Below are 25,194 nucleotides of genomic sequence, written 5' to 3'. Positions count from 1 at the left end.
AAGTACGAAAAAAATACAAACCTATTCATCGAAATCGATTTCAATTTGGGCTGGTTCAAATAAACGAAAACTTTTTCTGTGATAATCTGTGATGCCATGCTGTTCAATTGCATTTCTATGCCAGGCTGTAGCATAACCCTTATTTTTATCCCAGTTATATTTTTTGTGCTTTTTGTGAATTTTCTTCATGAAATCATCACGGTAAGTTTTTGCTAAAACTGATGCTGCTGCAATTGATAAATATTTGCCATCACCTTCTATAATACAATGGTGAGGAATTTTTTTGTATGGATTGAACCTGTTTCCATCAATAATCAATTCCTGAGGTTTTATTTTTAGTTTGGCAATAGCCCGGTGCATTGCAAGGAAAGAGGCATTTAAAATATTTATTTTATCAATTTCTAAATTTGATACTATTCCAACAGCCCAGCATACGGACTGTTCCTGAATAATTTCCCGAAGCTTATACCTTTGAATTTCGGTTAATTGTTTTGAATCATTTAGCGTTTCATTGGAGAAATTTGCAGGAAGAATAACAGCAGCTGCATATACTGGTCCTGCAAGGCACCCACGGCCTGCCTCATCGCAACCAGCCTCAATAATGTTTTCTGTATAATAATTTAGTAACATTTTATTGTGGCTTAAGGTTGTTTTATTTAATCAGATTAAAATTATATTCACGATTGTTTTTTTTCGTCATTAACTTCACAAAAAAAATTACTTAACTGCTTTGCAAATGCTATCAAATAATAATTCTGAGGTTTTTTGCCAACTATACTTTTCTCTTCGAATACGACCTTTTTCAATTAACTCTTTTCTTAAAGCGGGATAGTTGTATATTCCTGACATTGCATGGGCTATAGATTCAACAGAAAATGGATCGGTTAATAAAGCGGCATTGCCTGCAATTTCAGGTAAAGAAGTTTGATTGGATGTAATTACAGGAACATCACATTGCATGGCTTCAACAACAGGTATTCCAAAGCCTTCAAAATATGAAACATAAGTCAGGGCAAGTGCTGCAGGCATAACCTTTGCCAATTCCAAATCGTTTATTCTTCCTGTGAAAATAATATCTTGTTTAAACTCCAGGCTCTCATATACTTTTTGCATTTCATCTGTCCAATAATATTTTTCCCCAGTAATAAGAAGTTTAATATCTGCTTTTGTTTTTTTTCTGAATAAATCAAACGCTTTAAATAAGTTGCCAATGTTTTTTCGTGGATGAAGCGATCCAACATATAAAAAATAGGGTTTGCCATTTGCATATTTGCTCCTTGTGCTTTCAATATCAACAGCAATGGCAGGCTTAAATATATCTGAGGGCCCATTGTAAACCACATCAATTTTATCTTCAGAAATACCGTATCTGTGTATAATGTCCTGTTTTGAAAATTTTGAAACCGTTGCAATCCTGCTGGCTTTTTTTGCAAACCTGGGAAAGAAATACCTGTAGTATTTGCCAATCAGGCAAGGCAAGTCATCAGGATAATGTTCAAAATTTAAATCGTGTATAACAGCCAAGGATTTTACATTTGTTGAAAGTGACAAATAACCATCAGGTGAAACAAAAATATCCGCTTTATATTTTGCAAGTATTTTTTTTACACTAAACTCAAACCACAAAAAAAACAAAATTGGATGCCTGGCCTGAGGTCCAATGATAACTGGAATTACATTGGAGGAAAAAATAAATTCCTTTTCATAATTTCTATCAAAAATAAAAACAAAGGTGTGTTCAGGATGTTGAACAGTAATACGACTTAGGGTTTCATATGCAAACCTGCCAATACCTTCCAGTTTGTTTTTGATCAGTAACCTTGTATTAACAGCTATTATCAATTGGTAAGAGAAATTATGCCTGCAAAAGTAAGAAAAAGAAGTTAGTATAAGAATTAAGCGAATCCTTTATTACTTTTGCATCCATTGTTATGCAAAGAAAATTTATTACAAACCTCGCCCTTCTGTTATTTCTGAACCTGCTTATTAAGCCATTCTGGATATTGGGTATAGATAGGGAAGTGCAAAATGTTGTTGGAGCCCAAAGTTTCGGTTTATACTATGCGCTTTTTAATTTTTCTTTTTTATTGAATGCTTTGCTGGATATTGGAATTACCAATTTTAACAACAAAAACATAGCCCAAAACACCCACCTGTTAACCAAGCATTTTTCAAATATTGTTGGATTAAAATTTATACTGGCCTTGTTTTATGCCATTGTAACCCTTGTTTTTGCTGTTGTTGTTGGATATAAAGGGGAGGAAATTAAAATGCTGTTGTTGCTTGTATTCAATCAATTCCTTATTTCTTTTGTCCTTTATTTACGTTCGAATATTTCCGGATTGCATTTATTCAAAACTGATAGCCTGATTTCTGTTTTAGATAGGTTAATAATGATAGCAATTAGTGTAGTACTATTATGGGGAAACATTTTTGAAAGCGAATATAAAATAGAATGGTTTATATACACCCAAACTGCTGGTTATGCCATTACTGCAATTATAGCTTTTTTAGTGGTATTTAATAAAGCAGGTGTGTTTAAACTTACCTGGAGCAAACCTTTTTTTATTTCTATCTTAAAACAAAGCTATCCTTTTGCTCTTTTGATTTTGTTAATGATGATTTATACAAAATCAGATACCATTATTATGGAAAGAATACTGCCTTCGGGTGCTGAACAAACAGGTATTTTTGCCCAGGCATACAGATTACTGGATTCTGCAAATATGATTGGATTTTTATTTGCAGGCCTGTTGCTTCCCCTTTTTGCCAGGATGATTAAGTTAAATGAGAGAATAAATGAATTAGTTAATCTTTCCCTTTCCTTAATTCTTGCTTTGGCGGTCATTTCTGCCACAGGTTCTTTTTTCTTCAGGTTTGAAATTATGGATTTGCTCTACCATGAGTACATTTATGAATCATCTCAGGTGTTTGGTGTTTTAATGTTTTCCTTCATTGCAATGTCTTTTACTTATATTTTCGGGACTTTATTAACTGCAAATGGTAATTTAAAACAACTTAACTGGCTTGCTGCTATTGGAGTGGTTGTAAATATAGCCCTCAACTTTTACCTTATTCCACGGTTTTTGTCCCTAGGAGCCGCAATTTCTGGTTTAATTACCAATTCTTTGATAGCTTTAATTCAGGTTGTTCTTACTGCTCTTATTTTTAAATTCGAAATAAATTTTAAGTTAATAGCTAAAATAGTTTTCTTTTCAATCGGGGTTGTTGCCCTTGCATTCTTTTCTAAAATATTGCCTTTTGGCTGGATAACAAATTTTCTTATAATGGTTTTAACAAGTGTTTTATGGGCATTTATAACTGGTGTCTTAAATATTAAATCCATGTACCATATAATAAAGTATGGATAAATGCATTTAAAGGATAGGCAAAAAAAATAATTATTCCCAAAAAATTATCTACTTTTACATTTTTTTAAAATAAATAACATGCCAGAAGAAAAGGATTATATAACAGATTTTGATTCCACAGGTCTGATAGGTTTTCTTTATAAAAGACGTAAAATTCTAGTAATTGTAGCGCTTTCAGCCATTATAGTCTCTTCTGTTGTTTCATTTTTGATTCACCCTAAATATAAATCAACAGTTATATTATTTCCCTCTGCCACAAGTTCTATTTCTAAATCACTTTTGTCTGAAAACCAATTAAGTAGCAAGAATGATATTATGCAGTTTGGTGAGGAAGACGATGCCGAACAACTCCTGCAGGTTTTAAATTCGGATGAAATTCGTAACTACATCATGGAAAAGTATGACCTTATTCGTCATTACAGGATCGATGAAAAAAGTGAGTTTAAGCAAACAGAACTAATTAACGAATACCATGATAACATTTCTTTTAAGAGAACTGAATTTATGTCAGTTAAAATAGAGGTGTTAGATGAAAATCCACAAATTGCCGCTAACATTGCCAATGATATTGCTGCATTGCTTGATACTGTAAAAAACAGGATGCAAAAAACCAGGGCAATCCAGGGATTTAATATTGTGGCCAATGAATACAAAAATATTTTAAGTGAAATTAAAATTAAAGAGGATTCATTAAATGTGTTAAGAAACTTTGGTGTAATTGATTATGTTTCTCAATCTGAGGTTTATGGCTCTGAATACGCAATTGCCCTTTCTAAAGGCAACAGAGAAGGAATTAAAGCGTTAGAGGAAAAATTAAGAATACTGGCAAATTTTGGAGGGGCATATGTGTCAATTTCCGAAAATCTTGAACATGACAGAAAGCAACTCAGGCAATTAAAAACAAAATACGAGGAGGCCAAAGTAGATGCGGAACAAAATATTACCCATGCATTTATTGTAAACCACGCCTTTCCGGCTGAAAAAAAATCATATCCTGTAAGATGGCTTATAGTGGTAGTTTCAACGCTCTCTGCATTATTAGGATCTGTTTTAATAATTTTATTATTTGAAAATATTCAAACTTCAAGAATAACAAAAAAATGAAAGTTGGAAATAAAGTCAATCCGGTAATTTTAATTTTGCTTAGAAGAATCAAGCATTTTGCAATCATTGGTATTATTGCTGTTGTTTTATCCTCTGTGTTTTCAAGCCCATATTTTATCCATCCAAAATATAAGGCATCAGTTGTTTTTTACCCTGTAAATATTTTGCCTTATGGATCGGAAACTCCTGTTGAACAAGCTCTTCAAATCCTGGATGGTAGTGATATTAGAGATGAGGTTATAAACACTTTCAACCTGGCTTTCCATTATGATATTGATACTACTTCAATGGGTTATTACTCAAAAGTAATTAGTAACTACAATTCAAATATTACTTTTAAGAGTACCAGGTACGAATCAGTTGAAGTACAGGTTTCAGATACAGACCCTGCAACTTCAAAGGCCATTACAGATCATTTAATAGTGTTGTATAATAAAAAGGCTCAAAAACTGCAAAGAAAGAAATCAAACGAAGTAGTTCTTGTATATGCCAACCACCTTAAACAAAATCAAAAGGAATTGGATTCGATTGATCAAGTAATTCAAGATTTCAGGCTTAAATATGGTATTCTAGATTATAATATCCAGGTTCAAGAAGCTACACGAGGATATTTTTCTGGGGGAGTTAAAAATAATGCTGTTGAAAAAGAAGCCAAAGGATTATTGATTTCACTCCAGGAAAAAGGTGGAGAGTTTTTTGAAATGACGGCCAAAGCAGATGTTTTAAGAGGAATTAACTCAGATTTAACGGAGAAGTACAGTGTCTTTTTAATGGATGTTACAAAGGAGCTTACTTATTCTGATGTGGTATCCAATTCAAGATTGCCGGATAAGAAATCATATCCTATTAGATGGTTAATAGTGCTATCCACAACTCTAGCCACACTTTTAATGGCTGTTATTGTATTTGCTGTTATTGATGGTGAAGAAAAAGTAAATAATTCAAAAGAAAAACTGGTTAGACTTGTTACAGACCCTGAAATTAAAATGGATTTATAGCATCAGTATTTCATTTATATTACTGAATGCCCTTTTTATTTACCATGAAATTTATTGGATATTGCTTTTACCCCTTGCAATAGCAATTGTTCTTCTTTCCTTGTTTTCCCTTGACAAATTTTTGTTGCTCATTGTTTTTTTAACTCCACTTTCTGTTGTTATTGAAAACAGTGATTTTAATATTGGATTGTCTCTGCCAAGTGAACCATTGATGTTTGGGGCTATGATTTTGTTCATTTTTAAGCTGATTCACAAAAACAACTTCGACAATAGAGTATTAAAACACCCTGTTACAATTGCCATTATTGTCAGTCTTCTTTGGACTTTTGTTACATCCGTTACCAGTGTTATGCCCTTGGTTTCTTTTAAATTTCTTCTTTCACGTTTATGGTTTATTATTCCTTTTTATTTTATCGGAACTCAATTGTTCCATAAGTATAAAAACATCAATAAATTCTTATGGCTTTCCATTATTCCAATAAGCATAGTAGTTATTTATACCATAATTAACCATGCTGGTTATGATTTTGAGCATAAACCCGCCCATTGGGTAATGTCACCTTTTTACAATGACCATACTTCCTATGGAGCTGTTCTTGCAATGTTTTTTCCTGTCTTTTTTCTTTTTTTGAAAGATGACTATTCTAAAGTGGTAAAATCCTTGGCCGTTTTTTTTATGCTTGTTTTTATTGTTGGAATTGTATTTTCATATACCCGGGCTGCATGGCTAAGTCTTGGATTTGCTGGAATTTTAGGAATTATATACCTGCTCAAAGTCAGATTCCTGACACTCATATTAACTACTACAATTGTTTTAGGATTGTTTTTCGCCTTCCAGGCAGATTTATTAATGATGATTGAAAAAAACAGGCAGGATTCCTCCAACAACCTTACTGAACATGTACAATCCATGTCAAATGTGACTTCTGATGCATCGAATCTTGAACGTATCAACAGATGGCAGTCTGCATTGAGAATGTTTATTGAAAAACCTGTTTTTGGTTGGGGACCAGGAACTTATGCTTTTCAATATGCTCCTTTTCAAAACTCCGATGAAAAGACAATTATTAGTACCAATGCCGGTGATGGGGGCAATGCGCATAGCGAATATATTGGCCCTCTTGTTGAACAAGGTGTAATTGGAATGTTGTCTTTTATTATCATTATTATTTGTGTTTATTATAGAAGCACGTTATTGTATATAAGGCTAAAAGATAGCAGGAAAAAAACCTTGGTACTTGTTGTGCTATTGGGTTTTACAACATATGTTATACATGGTTTTCTTAATAATTTCCTTGATACAGATAAGGCAGCTGTTCCTTTTTGGAGTTTTCTGGCAATTTTAACTGCAATGGATATTTTTCACAGTAAAGAAAATGCTTTGCCTGATGATCAGCAAATGGGATAACTAGTAAAACCTGCAGCTCAATAAAGCAACATCATCACAATAATGCATACTAGCTTTAAATTCATCCAATTTTTTAATAATGGATAAGTTAACTTGTTCCATGCTTTTATTGGATACATCTTTTAAAAGGTCTTTTAGCCTTTCTATCCCGAAGTCATCTCCAACTTCATTTTCAAGTTCAACAACTCCATCAGTATAACAAAATAAACAGGTATTGGGAGCAATATTTATTATTCCCTCCTTTACTTTTGGTAATTCATCTACCATCCCTAATCCAGCACTTCCTGTTTGAAGCAATACGATTTGATCGCCTGATATTAATACAGGAGGGTTATGACCTGCATTTATAAATTGCATTACTCTTGTAACCTGGTTGTATTTTGCAACGAACAAGGTGATAAATTTTTCTCCCTTGGTATTGCTCATAACCTTTAAATTAAGGTCCTTGATCAAATCTGTAAGCGATATTTTTGCATTTAATAAGGCGCGTAAATTTGCCTGGAAATTTGACATCAAAAGAGCTGCTGAAATACCCTTGCCCGAAACATCAGCCATGCAAAATACAACCTCATTTTCATTAAGCCGGATAAAATCATAATAATCTCCTCCTACCTCCTGATGGGGCTGGTAAAGAGCGGCTGCCTCAATTTTATCATCGTTGGGAAGGTTTGCAGGAAAAAGAAGTGATTGCATTTGTGAAGCAAGTTCAAGTTCTTTTTTCATCCCCTCTTGCCGTATTCTCTCCTTGGCAAACCGTTTGTTTTCAATTGCAACCAAAATGATATTGGTTAATGTTTGAATAAAAGGCAAGTGCTTAATAGTAGGACTTATCTCAGTTTCTTTATCATAAATGTCACCTATTAATAAATAGGCTAGTGGTTGTGATTTATGATATACGGGTATAGCAATATCAAATGATTTAAGTTCAGGATTGCTTGTTGAAATTAAAGAAGTTATTTCTTTTAAAGGAAGTAAGGATTTTTCAATATTGATATTTTTAGTTTTTGGGCTTATCCCATAACTAATCAAATGCGTCCATTCATTATTTTGATTGCTGTACAATATTAATTTTTCAATACGCAAATTTTCGCGCAGAAATTTTTCGTAGGTATTTAATAACTCCTCGGTCGACTGATTAAAATTGATTGCCTTGGTGACATTTAACAAGACATCCAATTTTTGGCTATTGATCAGCGATGTTTTATTATTTACCGTTGATGACATTGCGTTTTCTATTGTTTGTTTTGTTTTAGCAGTATATTCTGCAAATCTTTAAGCATAGCTATTTCTTTCATTTTTTCTTTAGCATCTCTGGTTGGAGAACCAAAGTATACTTTTCCTCCTTCAAGTGATTTGGGAACCCCTGACTGACCTAAAACAATAGCACCTCTACCAATAGTCAAATCCTTTTGAACTCCCACCTGTCCCCAAAGTATTACATTGTCTTCAATTGTTACTACACCTGCAATTCCCACTTGTGCAGCAAATAAACAATTCTTACCAATTACAGTATCATGACCTACATGAACCTGATTGTCGAGTTTCGTTCCCTGCCCGATTATGGTATCTCCCGAAACCCCTTTGTCAATTGTACAGCATGCCCCTATCTCTGCCCTGTCATGAATAATCACCCTGCCACAGGAATGCATTTTATCATAGCTATCCTCCCTGCGTTTAAAATAGAATGCATCAGCACCAATAACTGAATTGGCATGAATAATTACATGGTTCCCAATTATCGTTTCATCATAAATAACAACGTTTGGATGAATAGTGCAATTGTTGCCGATAGTACAATTGTTTCCAATAAAAACCCCCGGCATAATAACAGTACCAGTACCAATTGTTGAGGTTGGACTTATGCTCACTGAACTAGACTTAAATGGCATAAAATGCCTGGTAAGTATATTGTAATCTCTAAATGGATCATCAGAAAATAGAAGTGATTTCCCTTCAGGGCATTCAACTTTCTTATTTATAATAATTGTAGTTGCAGCTGAATTTAATGCCTTATCATAGTATTTTGGATGATCAACAAAGGTTAGATCTCCATGCTCTACTTTGTGAATTTCATTGATGCCGGTAATTGAAAAATCAGGTTTGCCGGCAAATTCAGCGCTTATTAAAGCCGAAATGGATTTTAAGGATATTGGAGAATTTAACTTCATTGAGTCTTTAAAATAAAGGATAATTAAACTACTTAGTTATCCGCTTTAAATAGATACTTCCTTTTTACAGAATACTAGTTTTTTACCCTTTCTACATAAGCAGAAGTACGCGTGTCAACTTTGATTTTTTCACCCTGATTAATAAATAAAGGTACGTTAACAATTGCACCTGTTTCAAGTGTGGCCTGTTTTAAAGTGTTTGTGGCTGTATCCCCTTTCATTCCAGGCTCTGTATATGTTACTTCAAGTTCTACAAAAGTTGGAGCTTCTGCCATTATTGGAGTTTCATCCTCCAATGCAACTTTTACTTCCATGCCTTCTTTCATAAATTTAAAACTATCACCCACAAGTCTGGATGGAATATATAGCTGTTCATAGGTTTCATTGTCCATGCAAACTATACTCTCACCCTCTGAATAAATATATTGGAGTGTACGGTGTTCAATTCTTACCAATTCCACAGATTCACCTGCTCGAAATCGATATTCAACAGATTTTCCGGTCATTAAATTACGCATTTTTGCCTGATAAAAAGCCCTTAAATTACCGGGTGTGCGGTGTTGATATTCAACAATCTGACAAAGTTCTCCATTAAACTTGATTATAGATCCTACACCTATGTCTTGAGTGGTAGCCATTCGAATATATTTTTTTATTTGTAAAACTTTGTAAATTTAATCAAAACCATGAATTAGTAAAAAGCATTGGACTTAATTTTATTGTGGCTATTTTATTAAGCTTGAATTTTTGCAGTTTTATAAAGTTCTATTTGTATTTCCTTATTGCAAAAGAAGTATTCTTCCTTTTGATTATTGGAACAAACTACAATTAATTTTTCACTACAATATTTTTTTATCATTTCCATATACCAGTTTATGCTGTTACGGTCAAGATTGGAACTTGGCTCATCAAGTAAGAGTAAAGGATTTTTGTTTAAAATAGCCAATGCTAACTTTACCCTTTGTTTCATTCCCGAAGAAAAATATTTTAAAACCTTGTTTTTGGAAGAATTAAGATCAAGTATTTCAATTGTTTTTTCAGTGTCAAACAGCATAGGTTTAAACTTGGAATGAAAATCAATTAGTTCCGTTAAGGTATATTCCTCTATTAAATCAAGATAAGGAGTGGCTATGCTAATATGAGTAAAAATTTTTTCCTGGTCAAGGGCTTTGTTTTCCAAGGTATAAGAAATGTTTCCTTCCGAAGGAATAAAATTTCCTGCAATTAATTGGAGAAGGGTTGATTTACCAGTTCCGTTTGACCCAAGTATAACATAATTATTCCCTTTTGTAAAGTTATGTGTTATCCCTTTAAAAATCCATTCGTTGTTGTAGCGTTTCCCAATATCCTTGAGTAGTATTTCCATTTTTCTTTTATATCGTATCTATTATTTTCTACAAAGATAAGAGTTTAGTTGCCTTTTGCTGCTGTAATCCCCGTTAATTCTTGTTTTCATTAAAATTTACATCTATACCCTGTTTTTATTCGAATTCCCATTTCTTTTCCCATTCCTGATGATACTAATTAATTCCCTTATCTTTACCCCTATGATAGAAAAAGCACTTGAGAATCTTAAAATATCCTCATTAAATGAAATGCAGTTGGCTGCCCTTAATGCAACAGAAAAAGACAATGATTTATTGCTTCTTTCACCTACAGGCTCAGGAAAAACACTAGGTTTTTTTCTGCCACTTTTAAATAAATTAAAACCAGAAAAGCAAGGTGTACAAGCTCTTGTGTTAGTTCCTTCCAGAGAACTCGCAATACAAATAGAACAGGTATTTAAAATGATGGGGACCGGCTTTAAGGTTAATGTTTGTTACGGAGGACATTCCACCAAAATTGAAAAAAACAATCTTGAATATCCTCCTGCAGTTCTAATTGCTACACCTGGTAGAATGTCATACCATATCGATCGAAGAAATGTTGATACCTCCACCATTCATACCCTAATACTTGATGAATTTGATAAGGCACTTGAATTCGGTTTTCAGGAAGATATGGCCTATATTATTAGTCAACTCAAGAATTTGAAAAGACGATTTCTTACTTCTGCAACAGAAATGCAAAAAATACCTGATTTTGCTGGTGTAAAATCTCCTGTGATTTTAAATTATCTTTCAGCCTCTACGCCTCAGGGGTTAAAGCTTAAAGCTGTTAAATCTGTTGGAAAGGATAAAATTGACGCTCTGTTTTCCCTGGTTTGTATGATCGGAAATAAAGCAACATTGATTTTTTGCAACCACAGGGATGCAGTAGAACGTATTAGTGACTTACTCAATGATAAAAAGTTGGATCACGATATTTTTCATGGAGGCATGGAACAGGATGAACGTGAAAAAGCGTTGATAAAATTCCGAAACGCATCTTGCCATTTGTTGGTTACTACAGATTTGGCATCCAGAGGACTTGATATTCCTGAAATTGAAAATATAATTCACTATCAACTGGCTCCAACCGAAAATGTTTTTACCCATAGGAATGGGCGAACTGCACGGATGAAAGCCGAGGGTACTGCTTACATTATTTTGGGCCAAGATGAACATGTGCCTTCTTACATAAAAAAAGCACCAGAGTTTGTGGATTTGCCTGAAAAAAATGTTTTGCCAGAAAGGTCCCAATGGGCTACTCTGTATATTTCAGCAGGGAAAAAAGATAAAATTAACAAAATGGATATTGTGGGTGTTCTGCATCATAAAGGAAATTTGCAAAAAGAAGACATTGGCCTTATTGAAGTATTGGATTATTCTTCATTCGTTGCAATTAAGAGAGCAAAAATAAATAAATTGGTACAAGTCATTAAAGACGAAAAAATAAAAAGAAAGACAGTGAAAATCGAAGTTGCCAAATAAGTTTTGATTTTATAATTTAACCGCTTAATTGTTTTTCAAATAATGACAAATAACGATATACTGAAAAAATTGCGTGTAGCCCTTCAATTAAAGGACGAAGATATTATCCACATCCTGAAATTAAATGATTTTGAAATTACAAAAAGCGAACTGAGTGCTCTTTTTCGCAAAGAAGACCATCCCAATTATAAGGAATGTGGAGATCAATTGCTTCGCAATTTCCTAAATGGATTAATTACCTACAAAAGAGGTCCAAGGCCAGAAAGAAAGTAAAGTTTAAAATTTTACCCTTTTTTACAAAAATTGTAGTTCAATAATAAATGAAAGTTCTTAATTGTAAACTCTGGTATGCAAATGCCAGAGTTTACACAATTCTCCTATAAGTAAGCGAATTATTAACAGCATACAAAGTTTTAAGAACCACAACACCCAGAACCAAGTTGAATAGGAGGGCATTTTACAGAACCATAACTACAATTCACACAACAATCGCCTTTTTTTGGTTTAATTACTTGCTTACAGTCTTCACAAGCATAAAAAAACTGACAGGAATCAGTGGGCATAATTTCTTCTTTTCTGAAATTACAGTTAGGACAGGTAAGAACAGAAATTAATTCAGGAATTTCCGGGTTTTTATCAGGATCTATTTTCATAGGGTAAATGGAAATGTTCCACTATTTTGTAATTAGTTGTCCGCTTAATCTCAACAATTCTGTTTCAGAAAGCTTGGCTTCATATTCAGTCATAATAAGGCGAAATTCTGCATCAATCAGGTTGCGTTGAGCTTCACGAAGTTCAATTGCTGTGATTGTTCCAATCTTCATTTTCTCTGTGCTCACATTCAGGTTTTGCTGAGCTACTTCAAGGTTTTTCTTTTCAATATCTACAAGTAATTTGGATGTTATATAAGAGGTGTAAATTTGATACAGCTCATTCTTTACTCTAAGCTCAGTTTGCTGACGCAGGTTATCCTGATTCATAATCTCAATTTGAGCAACTTTTCTTCTGGTTTTCTGTGTGAAACCATTAAATAAACCCCAACTTGCCGTTAATCCATAATTTACACCCCGGTTTAAGTTGGATTGGAGTAATCCAAGCTGTGATTCAAAATTACTGTACACATAACCTGAGTTCACTGAAATAGTAGGGTATATGCTAGACTGCGATTGCTTTAAATTCAAATCGGCAATCCTGCTGTTTCTTTGAGCAATTAAAAGTTCAGGATTTTGTTGAGATACTTTTTGAGCGAGTTCTTCATACTTAAGTACTTCTCTCATTAAAATCTGATCAGGTACAATAAAATCGAACTCAGGATCCCTTATCAACAGCTCATTCAAAGCTGCTTTAGTTCTTATTAAATCAAATTCCTGGCGTAAAAGAGCAGAACTGTCGGAGTTTATGTCAACGCTTGCCTGTAACATTTCCAAACCTGACCCAGCGCCTATATTCAGCCGTTCTTTTGCAATTCTTTTTCTTTCCTGGGAAATTTCAATTGCATTCTTAATGGTTTTAATTTGCTTTTGCTTTTGTACAATTGCATAATAAGTAGCAATAACCTGTGAAATGGTAAGATCCACTTTTATTTTTGTGTTCAAGATTCCAATATCTTCAAATTCCTGCAGCATCTTTCTGGTTGCAAACATGTTAAAACCATCAAATAGTGTCCAGTTCAATTGAATGTTTGCATTCATATTGCTGGTTTTAACATTTGAACCTTCCCTCACCTCACCATTAAAAAATTCCTGCCTGGTATAGTTGAGGTTTTCTCCTCTAAAAAAATTTGCTCCCACTTGAGGTAGAAATCCTGCATTTCCAGGAGTGTTGTTTGTTTCTGCTATAAGTGCTTCATTTCGCGCAATTACAATGGAATAATTGTTCTTTAAAGCAATGTCAATGGCCTGTTGAATGTCCATAACCTCTTGTGCATCTGCATTAAAAGTACTAACTGCCAGAAAAAGGATTATAAATAGCTTAATTTTATGCATCTGGGGAAGTCTTTGGATGTCCTGATAAATAGGTATAAAGTGCCGGAATAACAATCAGGGTGAGGATTAGAGAGAATAATAATCCGCCAATAATTGCTATTCCCATTGAAACTCTACTTGTTGATGAAGCTCCCAATGCAAGGGCAATAGGCAAAGCTCCAAGAATAGTAGCGAAACTTGTCATCAAAATAGGCCTTAAGCGAGAGGCAGAGGCTTGCATTACGGCATCTAAAGTATTTAAGCCTTCCTCTTTTTTCTGATTTGCAAACTCCACAATTAAAATTCCATTCTTAGTAACTATTCCCACAAGAACAATAATGCCAATTTGGCTGAAAATATTTAAAGTAGAACCGCTCATCCACAATGAAAGCAAAGCACCTGCAAGAGCAAGCGGAACTGTAAACATTATTATCAGGGGATCGGAAAAACTTTCAAACTGCGCAGCCAAAACCAAAAACACTAAAACCAGGGCCAGAATAAAAGCAAATAATAGGGTAGAGGAGCTTTCAGCAAATTCTTTGGATGTTCCCACAAGCTCAGTTGTAAATGTTTCATCCAAAACAGTTGATGCAACTTCCTGCATTGCTTCTATTCCTTGTCCTATGGTTGTTCCTGGTACAACTCCTGCAGAAATGGTAGCAGAAACATATCTATTGTACCGGTAACGCATTGGGGGGTTACTTTGTTCAGTAATTTGAATTAAATTATCTATCTGTATCATTTCACCATTTGTGTTTTTAACAAAAACTGATTTAAGATCTGTGGGTTCATTTCTACTATCCAAAATAGCCTGGCCTATTACCTGATACTGTTTGCCTTCCATTATAAAGTACCCCATTCTTTGATCTGAGAAATATAGTTGCAAAGTTTGCGCAACATCCAGCACAGAAACCCCAAGCATACGGGCCCTGTTCCTGTCAATATCTATACGCATTTCCGGTTTATTAAATTTAAGATCAATATCTACAACCTGAAAAGCTGGGTTCTCGCGCGCCTTTTCAAGAAATTCAGGGATAATGGCCTTCAATTTTTCAAAATTTTGCGATTGGATTACAAACTGTACAGGAAGTCCACCTCTTCTACTTCCTCCTATTGTTTGTTCCTGAGTAACAATAGTTCTTGCTCCTGTAAATTGTTTCATTTGCTCTGTGAGAAGGTCAGCAATTTCCATTTGTGTTCTTTCCCTATTTTGTGCATCAATTAAAGTAACCCTTACAAATCCAGTATTAGCAGCAGATGAAGCGCCAAAATTAGAACAATGGCAAGCCATCTTTTTTTCATAAATGATCCAAGAAAACCTGAATAACTGTCGGTGAGATTATTAAAAAATTTTTCTGTAACTGCATAAAACCTGTTCTTGTTTGAATGAGCTCTGAGGAGCCTTGAACACATCATTGGAGTTAATGTAAGGGAAATAAAAGTTGAAACAATAACAGAACCCGCAACCACAATACCAAATTCCCGGAATAACCTTCCTGTTAAACCCTGTAAAAATATTATAGGCAAAAACACAGCAACAAGCGTAAGGGTGGTTGAAATTACCGCAAAAAATATTTCTGCCGAACCTTTAAATGCAGCTTCCTTTGGATTCATCCCCTTTTCGATTTTTTGATAGATGTTTTCCAAAACTACAATTGCATCATCAACAACCAAACCCGTTGCCAATACTATTCCAAGCAAACTTAGAATATTAATGGAAAATCCGGCTGCATACATAATAAAAAAGGAGCTAACAAGTGAAATTGGGATTGCGATTACAGGAATAAGTGTGGAACGCCAATTCCTTAGAAAAAAGAATATTACAAGTACAACATGGATAAAAGCAATTAAAATAGTATCCTGAACTTCAACGATAGCTTTACGTATACCCTTTGTTGCATCAAGTGCCATTCCTAATTTCAAATCTTTTGGCAAATCCTTTTTAATTTCCTCTACCCGTTTGTAAAACTCATCAGCAATTGCAATGTAATTACTGCCAGGCTGTGGGGTAAGGGCAATGCCAATCATAGGTAGTGCATTATTTCCCCTTAATAAGGTCCTTTCGTTCTCAGGGGCAAGCACTGCTTTTCCAACATCTTTAAACCGAGTAATTACACCATTTTGTTCACGAATAATTAAATTGTTGAATTCTTCAGAAGTTTCAAGTCTCCCGGATGTTCTAATAGATAATTCCGTTGCCTGTCCTTCAATTCTTCCACTTGGTAGCTCTACATTCTCCTGCTGCAATGCATTGCGAATATCCACTGGAGTTATATTTAAGGAAGCCATCTTTGAAGGATCCATAATCATGCGCATTGCATACTTTTTTTCCCCCCATATCCTCACTTCACTTACCCCTGGAATTGTCTGTAACCTTTCTTTAAATAGATTATTTCCAATTGCAGTTAAATCCAGCAGACTTCGTGAATCACTTTGAACTGTAAGGGAAAGAATAGGTCCAGCATTTGCATCCGATTTTGAAACTGTTGGTGGGTCGGCATCAGGGGGAAGATTTCTTTGAGCGCGTGAAACTTTATCCCGAACATCATTGGCTGCTGCTTCAAGATCAGTTTCAAGTCCAAATTCAACCGTTATTGAGCTCCTTCCATCGCTGCTAACTGAAGTAAGTGACTTAATTCCGTCAATACCATTGATGGATTCTTCTAAAACCTCTGTTATCTGAGATTCCATAACATCTGAATTAGCTCCGGTATAAGAGGTGCTAACAGTTATCATAGGAGGGTCAACACTCGGATATTCCCTTACCCCAAGAAAAAAATAGCCTATAATTCCAAATAAAACTATAACTATTGAAAAAACGGTAGTCAATACTGGTCTTCGAATGCTTATATCGGGAAGATTCATCTTTTAATTTCTGAAAGTGTAATAGTGTCTACTTTAGTATTCTTACCTTTTTTTGATCTGTATTTAATGCCGAAAGGTTTACAAGTACTGGCATACCTGGTTTTAGTTGTAATATTCCTGAAGTTATAACCGTATCGCCCTCATTAATCCCGGAGGTAATACTGATTTCAATGTCAGTTCTTAGCCCTGTTGTAACTGGTGATAGGCTGGCTTTGCCATTTTTTAAAATATAAACCTTTGCTCCACTTATATCTGGAATTACTGCTTGGGTTGGAATCATAATGGATAAGGTTGCCTCTCCAAGTTGTACTTGCACATTTGCAAATGCCCCCGGAAGTATCTTTCTATCTTTATTTGAACAAATGGCGCGAATTTTTAGTGATCTGTTTACAGGGTCTATTCTAGGCTCTATGGCATGTACTTTTGCTTCATATTTTTCCTCTGAGCCCTCTAATGTGAATAAAATTTTTGTGTTTGAATTTATTTGGCTGGCATATTTTTCAGGAACAGAAAAATCTAGTTTAATTAAAGAGTAATCTTGAAGCGAAGCAATTAATGTTGTTGGAGATATTATGGCTCCCTCACTCACGTTTCTTAATCCAATTCTTCCATTAAATGGAGCTACAATCTCAGTTTTTTGTATTTGAGCCCTTAACATTGCAATATGGGCGCTTAATACATCTACTGCATTCTGGGAAATATCGTATTCCTCCTGGCTTATTGCCTCTATTTCAAGCAGTTTTTTTTGCCTTTTCTCTTTGTTGTCAAGCAGTTTTTTTTCCAAAACAGATTTCTGAAGCAAGGATTTAAGCTCCAGGTCATCCAGCTTTACCAATATCTGTCCTTTATTAACAGTACTTCCTTCTTCAAAATTAATCTTAATAATCCTGCCACTTACCTCACTTTGAATATTCATCTCTTCATTGGCAAGGGTAGTGCCAGTGGAACTTACCAGTTCTTTGCTCCACACTTTTTGTGCAATTTCACCTTCAACTGTTAGTGAAGAACTTGGCATAGGTTGTTTTTTACTGGTTTCTGCATCCGACCCACAGCCATAAATGGCAACAACAATAAGAATAAATGGAAGGTTTTTAAGTAGTCTCATTAAATTTTTTTATTTGTCTTTTTCTTTTTTACAGCTACTTTATAATTAAACTGAACAACATCAACAGGCAATCGATTTAAATTCGTTGCAATTTTACTTGAAACACTTAAAAAACAGGCTTTGTCACTTTCAGATATTCCTTGAAATGAAATTTTATTTAATTCATTGATTGTGGTCCTTATTTTAGGAAGTATTTCCCGGGCCTTTGAAGTTAACAGCAGTGAAAATGCCCTTCTATCCAAGGAGTGCTGTTTCCTAATAATGTATTTGTTTTTAACCAGGTAATCAATAATTCTGCTCATGGTAACCTTGTCTATATCAAGGAGGCAAGCCAACTCTTTTTGTGAAATCTCCTCATCATCCTTAATTAAGGTTAAAATATAAATATGCCTATCGATATCTAAATAATTCAGCTTATGGGTGAAAGCCTCAAGATAAACTTTTGAAATAAGATGAAGGTAACGGCCTAAAGGGATAGTGTTGAAATTCAATTTTAGTTTTATTTTTTACAAAGATAGTAAACAAAATATACAGTTAACAATGTCAACTATTGTTTTAAACGATGATAGGTTGATTTTATTAATAAAAAAGAGGGCTTTTTAGTTAATGCAACAATTTACAAGGTCTGTAAACCACGCATTATTCCATTGGTGCTTTCTCTGATAAAGGAAAGTATTTGCTCCTTGTCGGGAGAAGCCGGACATTCAAGTTCTGCTATGGCAATTGCCTTTGTGATGTTATGACCCCTTACATAAAGAGTCCGGTAAAGGTCTTCAATTTGTAGTATCTGTTCATTGTTAAACCCCCTTCTTCTTAAACCTACTGCATTTATTCCCACATAAGAAAGAGGTTCTCTGGCTGCTTTTACAAAAGGAGGTACGTTTTTTCTAACCATTGAACCACCGGTAATAAAAGCATGAGTTCCTATTTTAACAAATTGCTGAACAGCAACAAGGCCTTCTAAAATTGCATAATCAGCAATTTCTACATGTCCGGCAAGGTTTACACAATTAGCCAAAATTACATTGTCTCCGATCTGGCAATCATGGGCTATATGAACGTAGGCCATCAAAAGACAATTACTTCCAATTGTAGTCTTATGTCTGTCAATAGTGCCCTTGTTTATTGTAACACATTCCCTGATAGTAGTGTTATCGCCAATTTCTGCAGTCGTTATTTCTCCTGCATATTTCAAATCCTGTGGAACAGCACCTATGACAGCCCCGGGGAAAATTTTACAATTTTTTCCAATCCGGCTCCCATCCATAATGGTCGAATTTGGTCCTATCCATGTTCCTTCACCAATTATTACATCAGCATAAATTGTGACAAATGGCTCTATAATAACATTTTGCGCAATTTTAGCTTCTGGATGAATAGATGCAAGAGGACTTATCATAATGTTGTTTTATTTTATTCTTGAAATTTGTGCTACTAATTCCCCTTCTGCTACCATTTTATCGCCTACATAGGCCTCGCCCTTCATAAAACAAATTCCTCGTTTTACAGGGGAAAGCAATTCAAGTTTAAAAATTACAGTATCACCAGGGACTACTTTTTGCTTGAATTTAACCTTGTCAATTTTCATAAAATATGTGAGGTAATTCTCAGGATCAGGCACTGTGTTTAATACAAATATCCCACCCGTTTGGGCCATGGCTTCAACCAAAAGAACCCCCGGCATTACAGGGTTTCCTGGAAAATGGCCACGAAAAAAATCCTCATTCATGGTAACATTCTTCACCCCTACAATGCCATTGTCATACATATCAATAATCTTATCAATTAGCAAAAATGGGTGCCTGTGGGGCAACATTCTGGAAATATCATTAATATTGAACAAAGGCTCCTTGTTAGGATCATATTTTGGAGCTTTTTTTTGTTTCTGTTCTTTGATCATTTCTTTTATTTTTTTTGCAAATGCAACATTTCCACAATGGCCAGAACGAGCTGCTAATATATGTCCTTTTATTGGCTTGCCCACAAGGGCAAGATCTCCCACAATATCAAGAAGTTTATGCCTTGCAGGTTCGTTCTGGAAATTTAATTGAGTATTATTTAAAACTCCTATTCCTTTTACTTCCATTTTCGGCTTATTAAACAAATCAGCAAGTTTATCCAGCTCTTCTTGATTTATTTCCTTTGCCACAAGCACAATAGCGTTGTTAAGATCTCCACCCTTTATAAGGTTACGTGATAAAAGAGCTTCCAGTTCATGTAAAAAAACAAAAGTTCTGCATGGAGCAATATCTTCCTTAAATTCTTTTATGCTATACATAGAAGCATGTTGAGTACCAAGAATTTTAGAATTATAATCTACCATTACAGTTATTCTGAATTCATCCTGTGGAACAAGGAGCATTTCAATATTCCTTTCCTTATCCTCATAAGTAAGATTATCTGTAACAATAAAATAATCCCTTTCTGCTTCCTGTTCAACAAAACCTGCCTTTTCAAGGATATTCATAAAATGAAATGAACTCCCATCCATTATTGGAATTTCCGGCCCGTCAAGTTCAATTAGTGCATTGTCAATCTGCATACCTACAAGGGCGGCAAGAACATGCTCTGTTGTATGCACCTTGGCCCCATTTTGCATAAGTGTTGTCCCCCTTGAAGTATCTACAACATTATCTACATCCGCTCGAATAATAGGAGTGTTTTCCAAATCCATTCGCTTAAATGCATAGCCATGATTATCAGGTGCAGGATGAAAAGTCAGGGAAACTTTTTCTCCCGTATGCAAGCCAATTCCAGAAATTGAAACTGCATTCTGAATAGTTCGTTGTTTATCACTCATATTTTGTTGTGTAATTCTTTTTTAAGTGCTTCTATCTCTTGTGTTAAGTTTTTGATCTTATCATTAAGTTTCGGCAAAGTCCTGAATAAAACATGGGAACGTCTAAAATCTCCAATTGGAAACGAGGGAGAACCCATTACTATTTCACCCTCCTTCAAATCAACTCCAACACCAGCTTGAGCCCCTACCTTAACATTATCCGATAGTGTTATATGCCCCTTATATCCGGTTTGGCCACCAAGCATACAGTTTTTGCCAATTTTTACTGATCCTGCAATTCCGGCTTGTGCTGCTATTACCGTGTTCTCTCCAATTTCCACATTGTGTGCAATCTGAATTAAATTATCCAGTTTTACTCCTTTTCTTATAATGGTCGATCCCAGTGTAGCCCTGTCTATACAAGTATTTGCACCAATTTCCACATGATCTTCTATAATCACATTGCCTATTTGGGGCACCTTCTCATAATTGTTTTCTGCATTTGGTGTAAATCCAAAACCATCCGCCCCAATTATTACACCTGAATGAATTTCACATTCAGAACCAATATGACAATCCGAATAAATTTTTACTCCTGGAAAAAGAGTTGTTCCCGCTTTAATTATTACATTATCTCCAACATAAACCTGTGGATATATTTTTACATTATCACCAATTATTGCATTCTCGCCTATGTAAGCAGTAGCTCCTACATATACGTCTTTGCCAATTAAGGCAGAGGCTGCAATATAAGATCCTGCTTCTATACCCTTTTTATTTCGTTTCAACTGACTATAAGCTCCAAGGAGTTTGGAAAAAGCTTTGTAGGGATCATCAACACGTATTAAAGTACAGGTTTCTTTTATGGGGGATGCTGGCACAAAATTTCTATTAACGATAACAACAGAGGCCTGTGTGTTATAAATATATTGAGTATACTGAGGGTTTGCAAGAAAAGTAATAGACCCAGTTTCTCCTTCTTCAATTTTCGAAAGCTTGCTTACTTTAATTTCAGCATTGCCCTCAATACTACCGTTAAGGATTTCTGCTACCTGACTTGCCGTAAATTCCATTTGCCAAAATTAAAAATAATATTCCATAGTGATAACAACCTCTTTGCAAATTATTAACAATCCTTTGGATAACAAATAAAGTATTTTTTCACTGTTTTTGATAATGCCGAAATATTCAACTGATCAGCGGCTTTTGCAATATCTAAAATAGTTTTATCTTTAAAAAGGATATTAATCCTGTCATTTTTAGTGTTATAAGCGTTATTTGTAATGCTTGATGTAAACACAAAATATCCTGCATCTTTCTTTGAAAAGCCATATTTAGCAATCACTTGGGCCTTTTTTTTATTAATATATGACTTTTTAAAAGGCTCTTTTTGTATCTCTATTTTGTAAAGATTACGGTTTTCCATGTTTTTGCACAACCTGGAAAGTATTTTATCCTCATGCATTGTCCAGGTTTTAATTGAAGTGAAAATATCATAATCATCCAGTTTAGAAAATGTTTCCAATACTTTTGGATCGTGTTCAAAGGATGCTTTATCGTATTTGTTGTAAAGAAATGCTTTAAAAACAGGAGTGCAAAAAAGTTCAACGTTGTTTTCTGCAAGTTCTTTTGCCCGTTTTAAAATATTTATCAAAAGATGTTCTGCTGCAAGTACTGTTTTGTGAAGGTAAACCTGCCAATACATTAATCTTCTTGCAATAATGAATTTTTCAATCGAATAAATTCCTTTGGCTTCAACAACCAAATGATCATCAAATACATTAAACATTTTTATGATTCTGTCTGAACTAATTACACCTTCTGAAACTCCTGTAAAGAAACTATCACGTTTAAGGTAATCAAGCCTGTCTACATCCAATTGACTTGAAATGAGCTGATGCAGGAATTTCTTTTTGTATTCATTTCGGAAAATTTGAATAGCAAGGCTGAGTTTGCCTTTTAAATCTTTGTTTAGCTTATCCATGAATAAGGCAGAAATATCCTCATGGGTAATATTATGAACTAAGCTGTGTTCCAGAGCATGTGAAAATGGACCATGTCCTATGTCATGAAGTAAAACAGCTACAGTTACAGCTTCAGCTTCCTCCTCAGTAATTTCATGCCCCTTGTTTCGAATTGTTTCTATAGCCTGGCCCATTAAATACATTGCTCCCATAGCATGGTGAAATCTTGTATGGAGTGCTCCCGGATAAACCAGGTGCGTCATGCCTAATTGTTTGATTCTCCTTAAACGTTGGAAGTAAGGGTGTTCAATTAAATCGTAAATTAATTCAAAGGGAATATGTACAAAACCGTAAACTGGGTCGTTAAATATCTTAAGTTTGTTGGAATAGATGTTTTTCACCAGATTTTAAAAAATGATTACTTTTATATAAATTAAAAACACGCTCAAGATAAAGTTTTTTTATGGACAAAATAAATATTTTATGGGCAGATGATGAAATTGATCTGCTTAAACCTCATATATTATTCCTTGAAGCAAAGGGATACAATGTAGACACTGTAAACAATGGTCAGGATGCCCTTGATCTTATAGAAAAAAAACACTTTGATTTAGTGCTTTTGGATGAAAATATGCCTGGAATTTCAGGTATTGAAACCCTTAATATTATCAAAAGCAAAAACAGTGGTTTACCCGTGGTTATGATTACCAAAAGCGAGGAAGAAACCATTATGGAGGATGCCATAGGATCTAAAATTTCTGATTACCTTATTAAACCTGTAAACCCAAATCAAATTTTACTTTCAATTAAAAAAAATCTGGAAAATAAAAGGTTGATTAGTGAAAAAACAGCTTCTAATTACCAACAGGATTTTAGAAACATCGGCATGACTTTGAGTGATAATCTTTCCTATCAGGAATGGGTTGAAGTATACCGTAAATTAGTGTATTGGGAACTTGAACTTGAAAAAACAAGGGATAGCAGCATGGCTGAAATTTTAAAAATGCAAAAGCAAGAAGCCAATGCTTTATTCTCAAGATTTATCGAAAAAAACTATATCGACTGGCTTAACGGAAAAAATGATCCCCCAGTTCAGTCTCATACAATTTTTAAGAATAAAATTATCCCTGAAACCGATGGTACTCAGCCTGTTTTCTTAATTTTAATTGATAACCTTAGATTTGACCAGTGGAAAGTATTACAGCCAATTTTTGAAGAATATTTCCGTATTGAGAAAGAGGAGCTTTATTGTAGTATTCTGCCCACTGCCACTCAATATGCTAGAAATGCTATGTTTGCAGGTTTACTGCCATCTGAAATAGAGAAGAGATTTCCTAAAATGTGGCTAAATGATGAAGAAGAAGGTGGAAAAAACATGAATGAAATGGATTTTTTGGCTGACCAGTTAAAAAGGCTCGGTAAAAATTTCAAACATTCTTATACCAAAATTACCAATTACGCATTTGGAAAAAAGGTTGTTGAAAATATTTCAAACCTGTTTAATAACCATTTCAATGTTATAGTTTATAATTTTGTGGATATGCTCTCACATGCCAGAACTGAAATGGAAATGATTAGAGAATTAGCCGATGATGAAGCAGCCTACAGATCATTAACTTTATCTTGGTTTGAGCATTCACCTTTATTGGAAATGATTAAACAAATTGCTGAAAAAAAAGGCAAGATAATTTTAACTACTGATCATGGTACAATTCGGGTAACAGAGCCATCGAAAGTTGTGGGTGATAGAAATACAAATACCAATTTGCGGTATAAGCAGGGTAAAAGTTTGGATTATATTAAAAAAGATGTTTTTGAGGTGAAAAATCCAAATGATGCATACCTTCCTAAAATTCACGTAAGTTCTACATTTGTGTTTGTAAAAGGAGATAAATTTTTTGCCTATCCAAATAACTACAATTATTATGTGAATTTTTATAAAAACACTTTTCAGCACGGTGGCATATCTTTGGAAGAAATGCTTATCCCTTTTGTTGTTATGAACCCAAAATAAGGGTGGATGGATCTTTTGATTCAATTCGCTACTATAATAATTATTTATTTGAGATATAATTTTCCTAGTTTTGAATTTTTGTTGTTAAAGCAGGTAACCAATGGAGAATATCCTATTTCTGATATGTTTTTTATTACAGGTTTAAAATATTTCCTTAATTTTGGATGAAAACAAAGACTAAAGAAAACATATGTGTAAAAAGCCTGCAGGAACTCACAATTGCTGCCGATTTATTGCTTGATTTTAAAGAGGATAATAAAATTTTTGCCTTTTTTGGTGCTATGGGCTCAGGAAAAACAAGTTTTATTAAGGCAATTTGCAGGAAATTGGGTGTTGAAAGTAATGTAACCAGTCCAACTTTTTCAATTGTAAATGAATATTTAGGATCAGGAAATAGTGTTATTTACCATTTTGATTTCTATCGAATAAAAAATGAGTTGGAAGCTTTCGATATTGGATTTGAGGATTACATTTATAGCGGAAATCTTTGTTTTATTGAATGGCCTGAAAAAATAGCAGGTTTATTGCCTGAAAAATATGTATGCATAGAAATAACCGAAGATGATCGGGGATACAGATTGATTACTTTTCAAAAATAAGTT

Annotated in this window: 22 protein-coding genes and 1 pseudogene; 8 read left to right on the top strand and 15 right to left on the bottom strand. The window is 34.3% G+C overall.

Annotated elements, in window-relative coordinates; genetic code table 11:
- Nucleotides 1–21: 21 nt before the first annotated feature.
- Together H0V01_05020 and H0V01_05015 are read right to left on the bottom strand one after the other, a co-directional pair.
- Nucleotides 22–630, bottom strand: a complete 609-nt coding sequence (locus H0V01_05020) for a ribonuclease HII (GenBank protein ID MBA2582734.1) — start codon at nt 628–630, stop codon at nt 22–24.
- A gap of 87 nt (nt 631–717) precedes the next feature.
- Nucleotides 718–1,842 carry a glycosyltransferase family 4 protein gene (locus H0V01_05015; protein MBA2582733.1) on the bottom strand — a complete coding sequence of 375 codons (1,125 nt, stop codon included), beginning with the start codon at nt 1,840–1,842 and terminating at the stop codon, nt 718–720.
- 89 nt (nt 1,843–1,931) lie between these two features.
- On the opposite strand from H0V01_05015, the gene H0V01_05010 reads away from it, so the two are divergent.
- The 4 genes from H0V01_05010 (at nt 1,932) to H0V01_04995 (ending at nt 6,881) form a co-directional block, all read left to right on the top strand.
- Complete coding sequence (locus H0V01_05010; GenBank protein ID MBA2582732.1) at nt 1,932–3,371, top strand: oligosaccharide flippase family protein; 1,440 nt, start codon at nt 1,932–1,934, stop codon at nt 3,369–3,371.
- 78 nt (nt 3,372–3,449) lie between these two features.
- Entirely contained in the window at nt 3,450–4,475 is a 1,026-nt protein-coding gene (locus tag H0V01_05005) for a hypothetical protein (GenBank protein MBA2582731.1), read from the top strand.
- A complete protein-coding gene (locus tag H0V01_05000) occupies nt 4,472–5,473 on the top strand; it encodes a hypothetical protein (GenBank protein ID MBA2582730.1) in 1,002 nt (333 codons plus the stop codon). The genes H0V01_05005 and H0V01_05000 overlap by 4 nt, the downstream gene beginning before the upstream one ends.
- The gene (locus tag H0V01_04995) at nt 5,439–6,881 is read left to right on the top strand and encodes an O-antigen ligase family protein (protein ID MBA2582729.1); all 1,443 of its coding nucleotides are present in this window, start codon (nt 5,439–5,441) and stop codon (nt 6,879–6,881) included. Before H0V01_05000 ends, H0V01_04995 begins: the two co-directional genes overlap by 35 nt.
- Here H0V01_04995 and H0V01_04990 read toward each other — a convergent pair whose 3' ends face one another.
- From H0V01_04990 to H0V01_04975, 4 genes are all read right to left on the bottom strand, one after another.
- Nucleotides 6,882–8,105: a PP2C family protein-serine/threonine phosphatase gene (locus H0V01_04990; GenBank protein ID MBA2582728.1), complete on the bottom strand. Its 1,224-nt coding sequence runs from the start codon at nt 8,103–8,105 to the stop codon at nt 6,882–6,884.
- An 8-nt stretch (nt 8,106–8,113) separates the two neighbouring features.
- Nucleotides 8,114–9,049, bottom strand: a complete 936-nt coding sequence (locus H0V01_04985) for a UDP-3-O-(3-hydroxymyristoyl)glucosamine N-acyltransferase (protein MBA2582727.1) — start codon at nt 9,047–9,049, stop codon at nt 8,114–8,116.
- A 74-nt stretch (nt 9,050–9,123) separates the two neighbouring features.
- Nucleotides 9,124–9,687 (bottom strand): elongation factor P, encoded by a 564-nt coding sequence (gene efp, locus H0V01_04980; GenBank protein MBA2582726.1) that lies wholly within the window; start codon nt 9,685–9,687, stop codon nt 9,124–9,126.
- 95 nt (nt 9,688–9,782) lie between these two features.
- Nucleotides 9,783–10,415: an ATP-binding cassette domain-containing protein gene (locus H0V01_04975; GenBank protein ID MBA2582725.1), complete on the bottom strand. Its 633-nt coding sequence runs from the start codon at nt 10,413–10,415 to the stop codon at nt 9,783–9,785.
- 181 nt (nt 10,416–10,596) lie between these two features.
- Between H0V01_04975 and H0V01_04970 the strand changes: the two genes are divergently transcribed.
- Complete coding sequence (locus tag H0V01_04970; GenBank protein MBA2582724.1) at nt 10,597–11,901, top strand: DEAD/DEAH box helicase; 1,305 nt, start codon at nt 10,597–10,599, stop codon at nt 11,899–11,901.
- 42 nt (nt 11,902–11,943) lie between these two features.
- Nucleotides 11,944–12,174 carry a DUF1456 family protein gene (locus H0V01_04965; protein MBA2582723.1) on the top strand — a complete coding sequence of 77 codons (231 nt, stop codon included), beginning with the start codon at nt 11,944–11,946 and terminating at the stop codon, nt 12,172–12,174.
- A gap of 140 nt (nt 12,175–12,314) precedes the next feature.
- Here H0V01_04965 and H0V01_04960 read toward each other — a convergent pair whose 3' ends face one another.
- From H0V01_04960 to H0V01_04920, 9 genes and pseudogenes are all read right to left on the bottom strand, one after another.
- The gene (locus tag H0V01_04960; GenBank protein MBA2582722.1) at nt 12,315–12,554 is read right to left on the bottom strand and encodes a hypothetical protein; all 240 of its coding nucleotides are present in this window, start codon (nt 12,552–12,554) and stop codon (nt 12,315–12,317) included.
- Nucleotides 12,555–12,575: 21 nt separating this feature from the next.
- Nucleotides 12,576–13,886, bottom strand: coding sequence for a TolC family protein (locus H0V01_04955; GenBank protein ID MBA2582721.1), 1,311 nt, complete (start codon nt 13,884–13,886; stop codon nt 12,576–12,578).
- Nucleotides 13,879–16,730 (bottom strand): annotated as a pseudogene (locus H0V01_04950) (efflux RND transporter permease subunit). Before H0V01_04950 ends, H0V01_04955 begins: the two are co-directional and overlap by 8 nt.
- 28 nt (nt 16,731–16,758) lie before the next feature.
- On the bottom strand, nt 16,759–17,835 hold the full coding sequence (locus tag H0V01_04945) for an efflux RND transporter periplasmic adaptor subunit (protein ID MBA2582720.1): 1,077 nt from the start codon (nt 17,833–17,835) through the stop codon (nt 16,759–16,761).
- Nucleotides 17,835–18,326, bottom strand: a complete 492-nt coding sequence (locus H0V01_04940) for a MarR family transcriptional regulator (GenBank protein MBA2582719.1) — start codon at nt 18,324–18,326, stop codon at nt 17,835–17,837. Before H0V01_04940 ends, H0V01_04945 begins: the two co-directional genes overlap by 1 nt.
- A 125-nt stretch (nt 18,327–18,451) precedes the next feature.
- A complete protein-coding gene (gene lpxA / locus H0V01_04935; protein ID MBA2582718.1) occupies nt 18,452–19,234 on the bottom strand; it encodes an acyl-ACP--UDP-N-acetylglucosamine O-acyltransferase in 783 nt (260 codons plus the stop codon).
- Nucleotides 19,235–19,243: 9 nt separating this feature from the next.
- Entirely contained in the window at nt 19,244–20,635 is a 1,392-nt protein-coding gene (locus tag H0V01_04930; protein MBA2582717.1) for a bifunctional UDP-3-O-[3-hydroxymyristoyl] N-acetylglucosamine deacetylase/3-hydroxyacyl-ACP dehydratase, read from the bottom strand.
- Nucleotides 20,632–21,687 (bottom strand): UDP-3-O-(3-hydroxymyristoyl)glucosamine N-acyltransferase, encoded by a 1,056-nt coding sequence (lpxD, locus tag H0V01_04925; GenBank protein MBA2582716.1) that lies wholly within the window; start codon nt 21,685–21,687, stop codon nt 20,632–20,634. The genes H0V01_04930 and lpxD overlap by 4 nt, the downstream gene beginning before the upstream one ends.
- A 53-nt stretch (nt 21,688–21,740) precedes the next feature.
- The gene (locus tag H0V01_04920; GenBank protein ID MBA2582715.1) at nt 21,741–22,970 is read right to left on the bottom strand and encodes an HD domain-containing protein; all 1,230 of its coding nucleotides are present in this window, start codon (nt 22,968–22,970) and stop codon (nt 21,741–21,743) included.
- A gap of 71 nt (nt 22,971–23,041) precedes the next feature.
- On the opposite strand from H0V01_04920, the gene H0V01_04915 reads away from it, so the two are divergent.
- Together H0V01_04915 and tsaE are read left to right on the top strand one after the other, a co-directional pair.
- Nucleotides 23,042–24,592, top strand: coding sequence for a bifunctional response regulator/alkaline phosphatase family protein (locus H0V01_04915; protein ID MBA2582714.1), 1,551 nt, complete (start codon nt 23,042–23,044; stop codon nt 24,590–24,592).
- Nucleotides 24,593–24,756: 164 nt separating this feature from the next.
- Nucleotides 24,757–25,191 (top strand): tRNA (adenosine(37)-N6)-threonylcarbamoyltransferase complex ATPase subunit type 1 TsaE, encoded by a 435-nt coding sequence (gene tsaE / locus H0V01_04910; GenBank protein ID MBA2582713.1) that lies wholly within the window; start codon nt 24,757–24,759, stop codon nt 25,189–25,191.
- Nucleotides 25,192–25,194 lie beyond the last annotated feature (3 nt).

It is taken from the genome of Bacteroidota bacterium (assembly GCA_013696965.1).
Lineage (GTDB): Bacteria > Bacteroidota > Bacteroidia > JACCXN01 > JACCXN01 > JACCXN01.
Note: the sequence above shows the minus strand (reverse complement) of the source record. Positions and strands in the feature narration are given on the sequence as shown.

Coding starts and splice junctions, on each gene's coding strand:
- H0V01_04945 (MBA2582720.1), bottom strand. CDS start 17,835: ATGAGACTACTTAAAAACCTTCCATTTATTCTTATTGTTGTTGCCATT.
- H0V01_04955 (MBA2582721.1), bottom strand. CDS start 13,886: ATGCATAAAATTAAGCTATTTATAATCCTTTTTCTGGCAGTTAGTACT.
- H0V01_04985 (MBA2582727.1), bottom strand. CDS start 9,049: ATGAAGTTAAATTCTCCAATATCCTTAAAATCCATTTCGGCTTTAATA.
- efp (MBA2582726.1), bottom strand. CDS start 9,687: ATGGCTACCACTCAAGACATAGGTGTAGGATCTATAATCAAGTTTAAT.
- H0V01_05005 (MBA2582731.1), top strand. CDS start 3,450: ATGCCAGAAGAAAAGGATTATATAACAGATTTTGATTCCACAGGTCTG.
- H0V01_05000 (MBA2582730.1), top strand. CDS start 4,472: ATGAAAGTTGGAAATAAAGTCAATCCGGTAATTTTAATTTTGCTTAGA.
- H0V01_04960 (MBA2582722.1), bottom strand. CDS start 12,554: ATGAAAATAGATCCTGATAAAAACCCGGAAATTCCTGAATTAATTTCT.
- H0V01_05020 (MBA2582734.1), bottom strand. CDS start 630: ATGTTACTAAATTATTATACAGAAAACATTATTGAGGCTGGTTGCGAT.
- H0V01_05010 (MBA2582732.1), top strand. CDS start 1,932: ATGCAAAGAAAATTTATTACAAACCTCGCCCTTCTGTTATTTCTGAAC.
- lpxA (MBA2582718.1), bottom strand. CDS start 19,234: ATGATAAGTCCTCTTGCATCTATTCATCCAGAAGCTAAAATTGCGCAA.
- H0V01_04965 (MBA2582723.1), top strand. CDS start 11,944: ATGACAAATAACGATATACTGAAAAAATTGCGTGTAGCCCTTCAATTA.
- H0V01_04970 (MBA2582724.1), top strand. CDS start 10,597: ATGATAGAAAAAGCACTTGAGAATCTTAAAATATCCTCATTAAATGAA.
- H0V01_04930 (MBA2582717.1), bottom strand. CDS start 20,635: ATGAGTGATAAACAACGAACTATTCAGAATGCAGTTTCAATTTCTGGA.
- lpxD (MBA2582716.1), bottom strand. CDS start 21,687: ATGGAATTTACGGCAAGTCAGGTAGCAGAAATCCTTAACGGTAGTATT.
- tsaE (MBA2582713.1), top strand. CDS start 24,757: ATGAAAACAAAGACTAAAGAAAACATATGTGTAAAAAGCCTGCAGGAA.
- H0V01_04990 (MBA2582728.1), bottom strand. CDS start 8,105: ATGTCATCAACGGTAAATAATAAAACATCGCTGATCAATAGCCAAAAA.
- H0V01_04975 (MBA2582725.1), bottom strand. CDS start 10,415: ATGGAAATACTACTCAAGGATATTGGGAAACGCTACAACAACGAATGG.
- H0V01_04915 (MBA2582714.1), top strand. CDS start 23,042: ATGGACAAAATAAATATTTTATGGGCAGATGATGAAATTGATCTGCTT.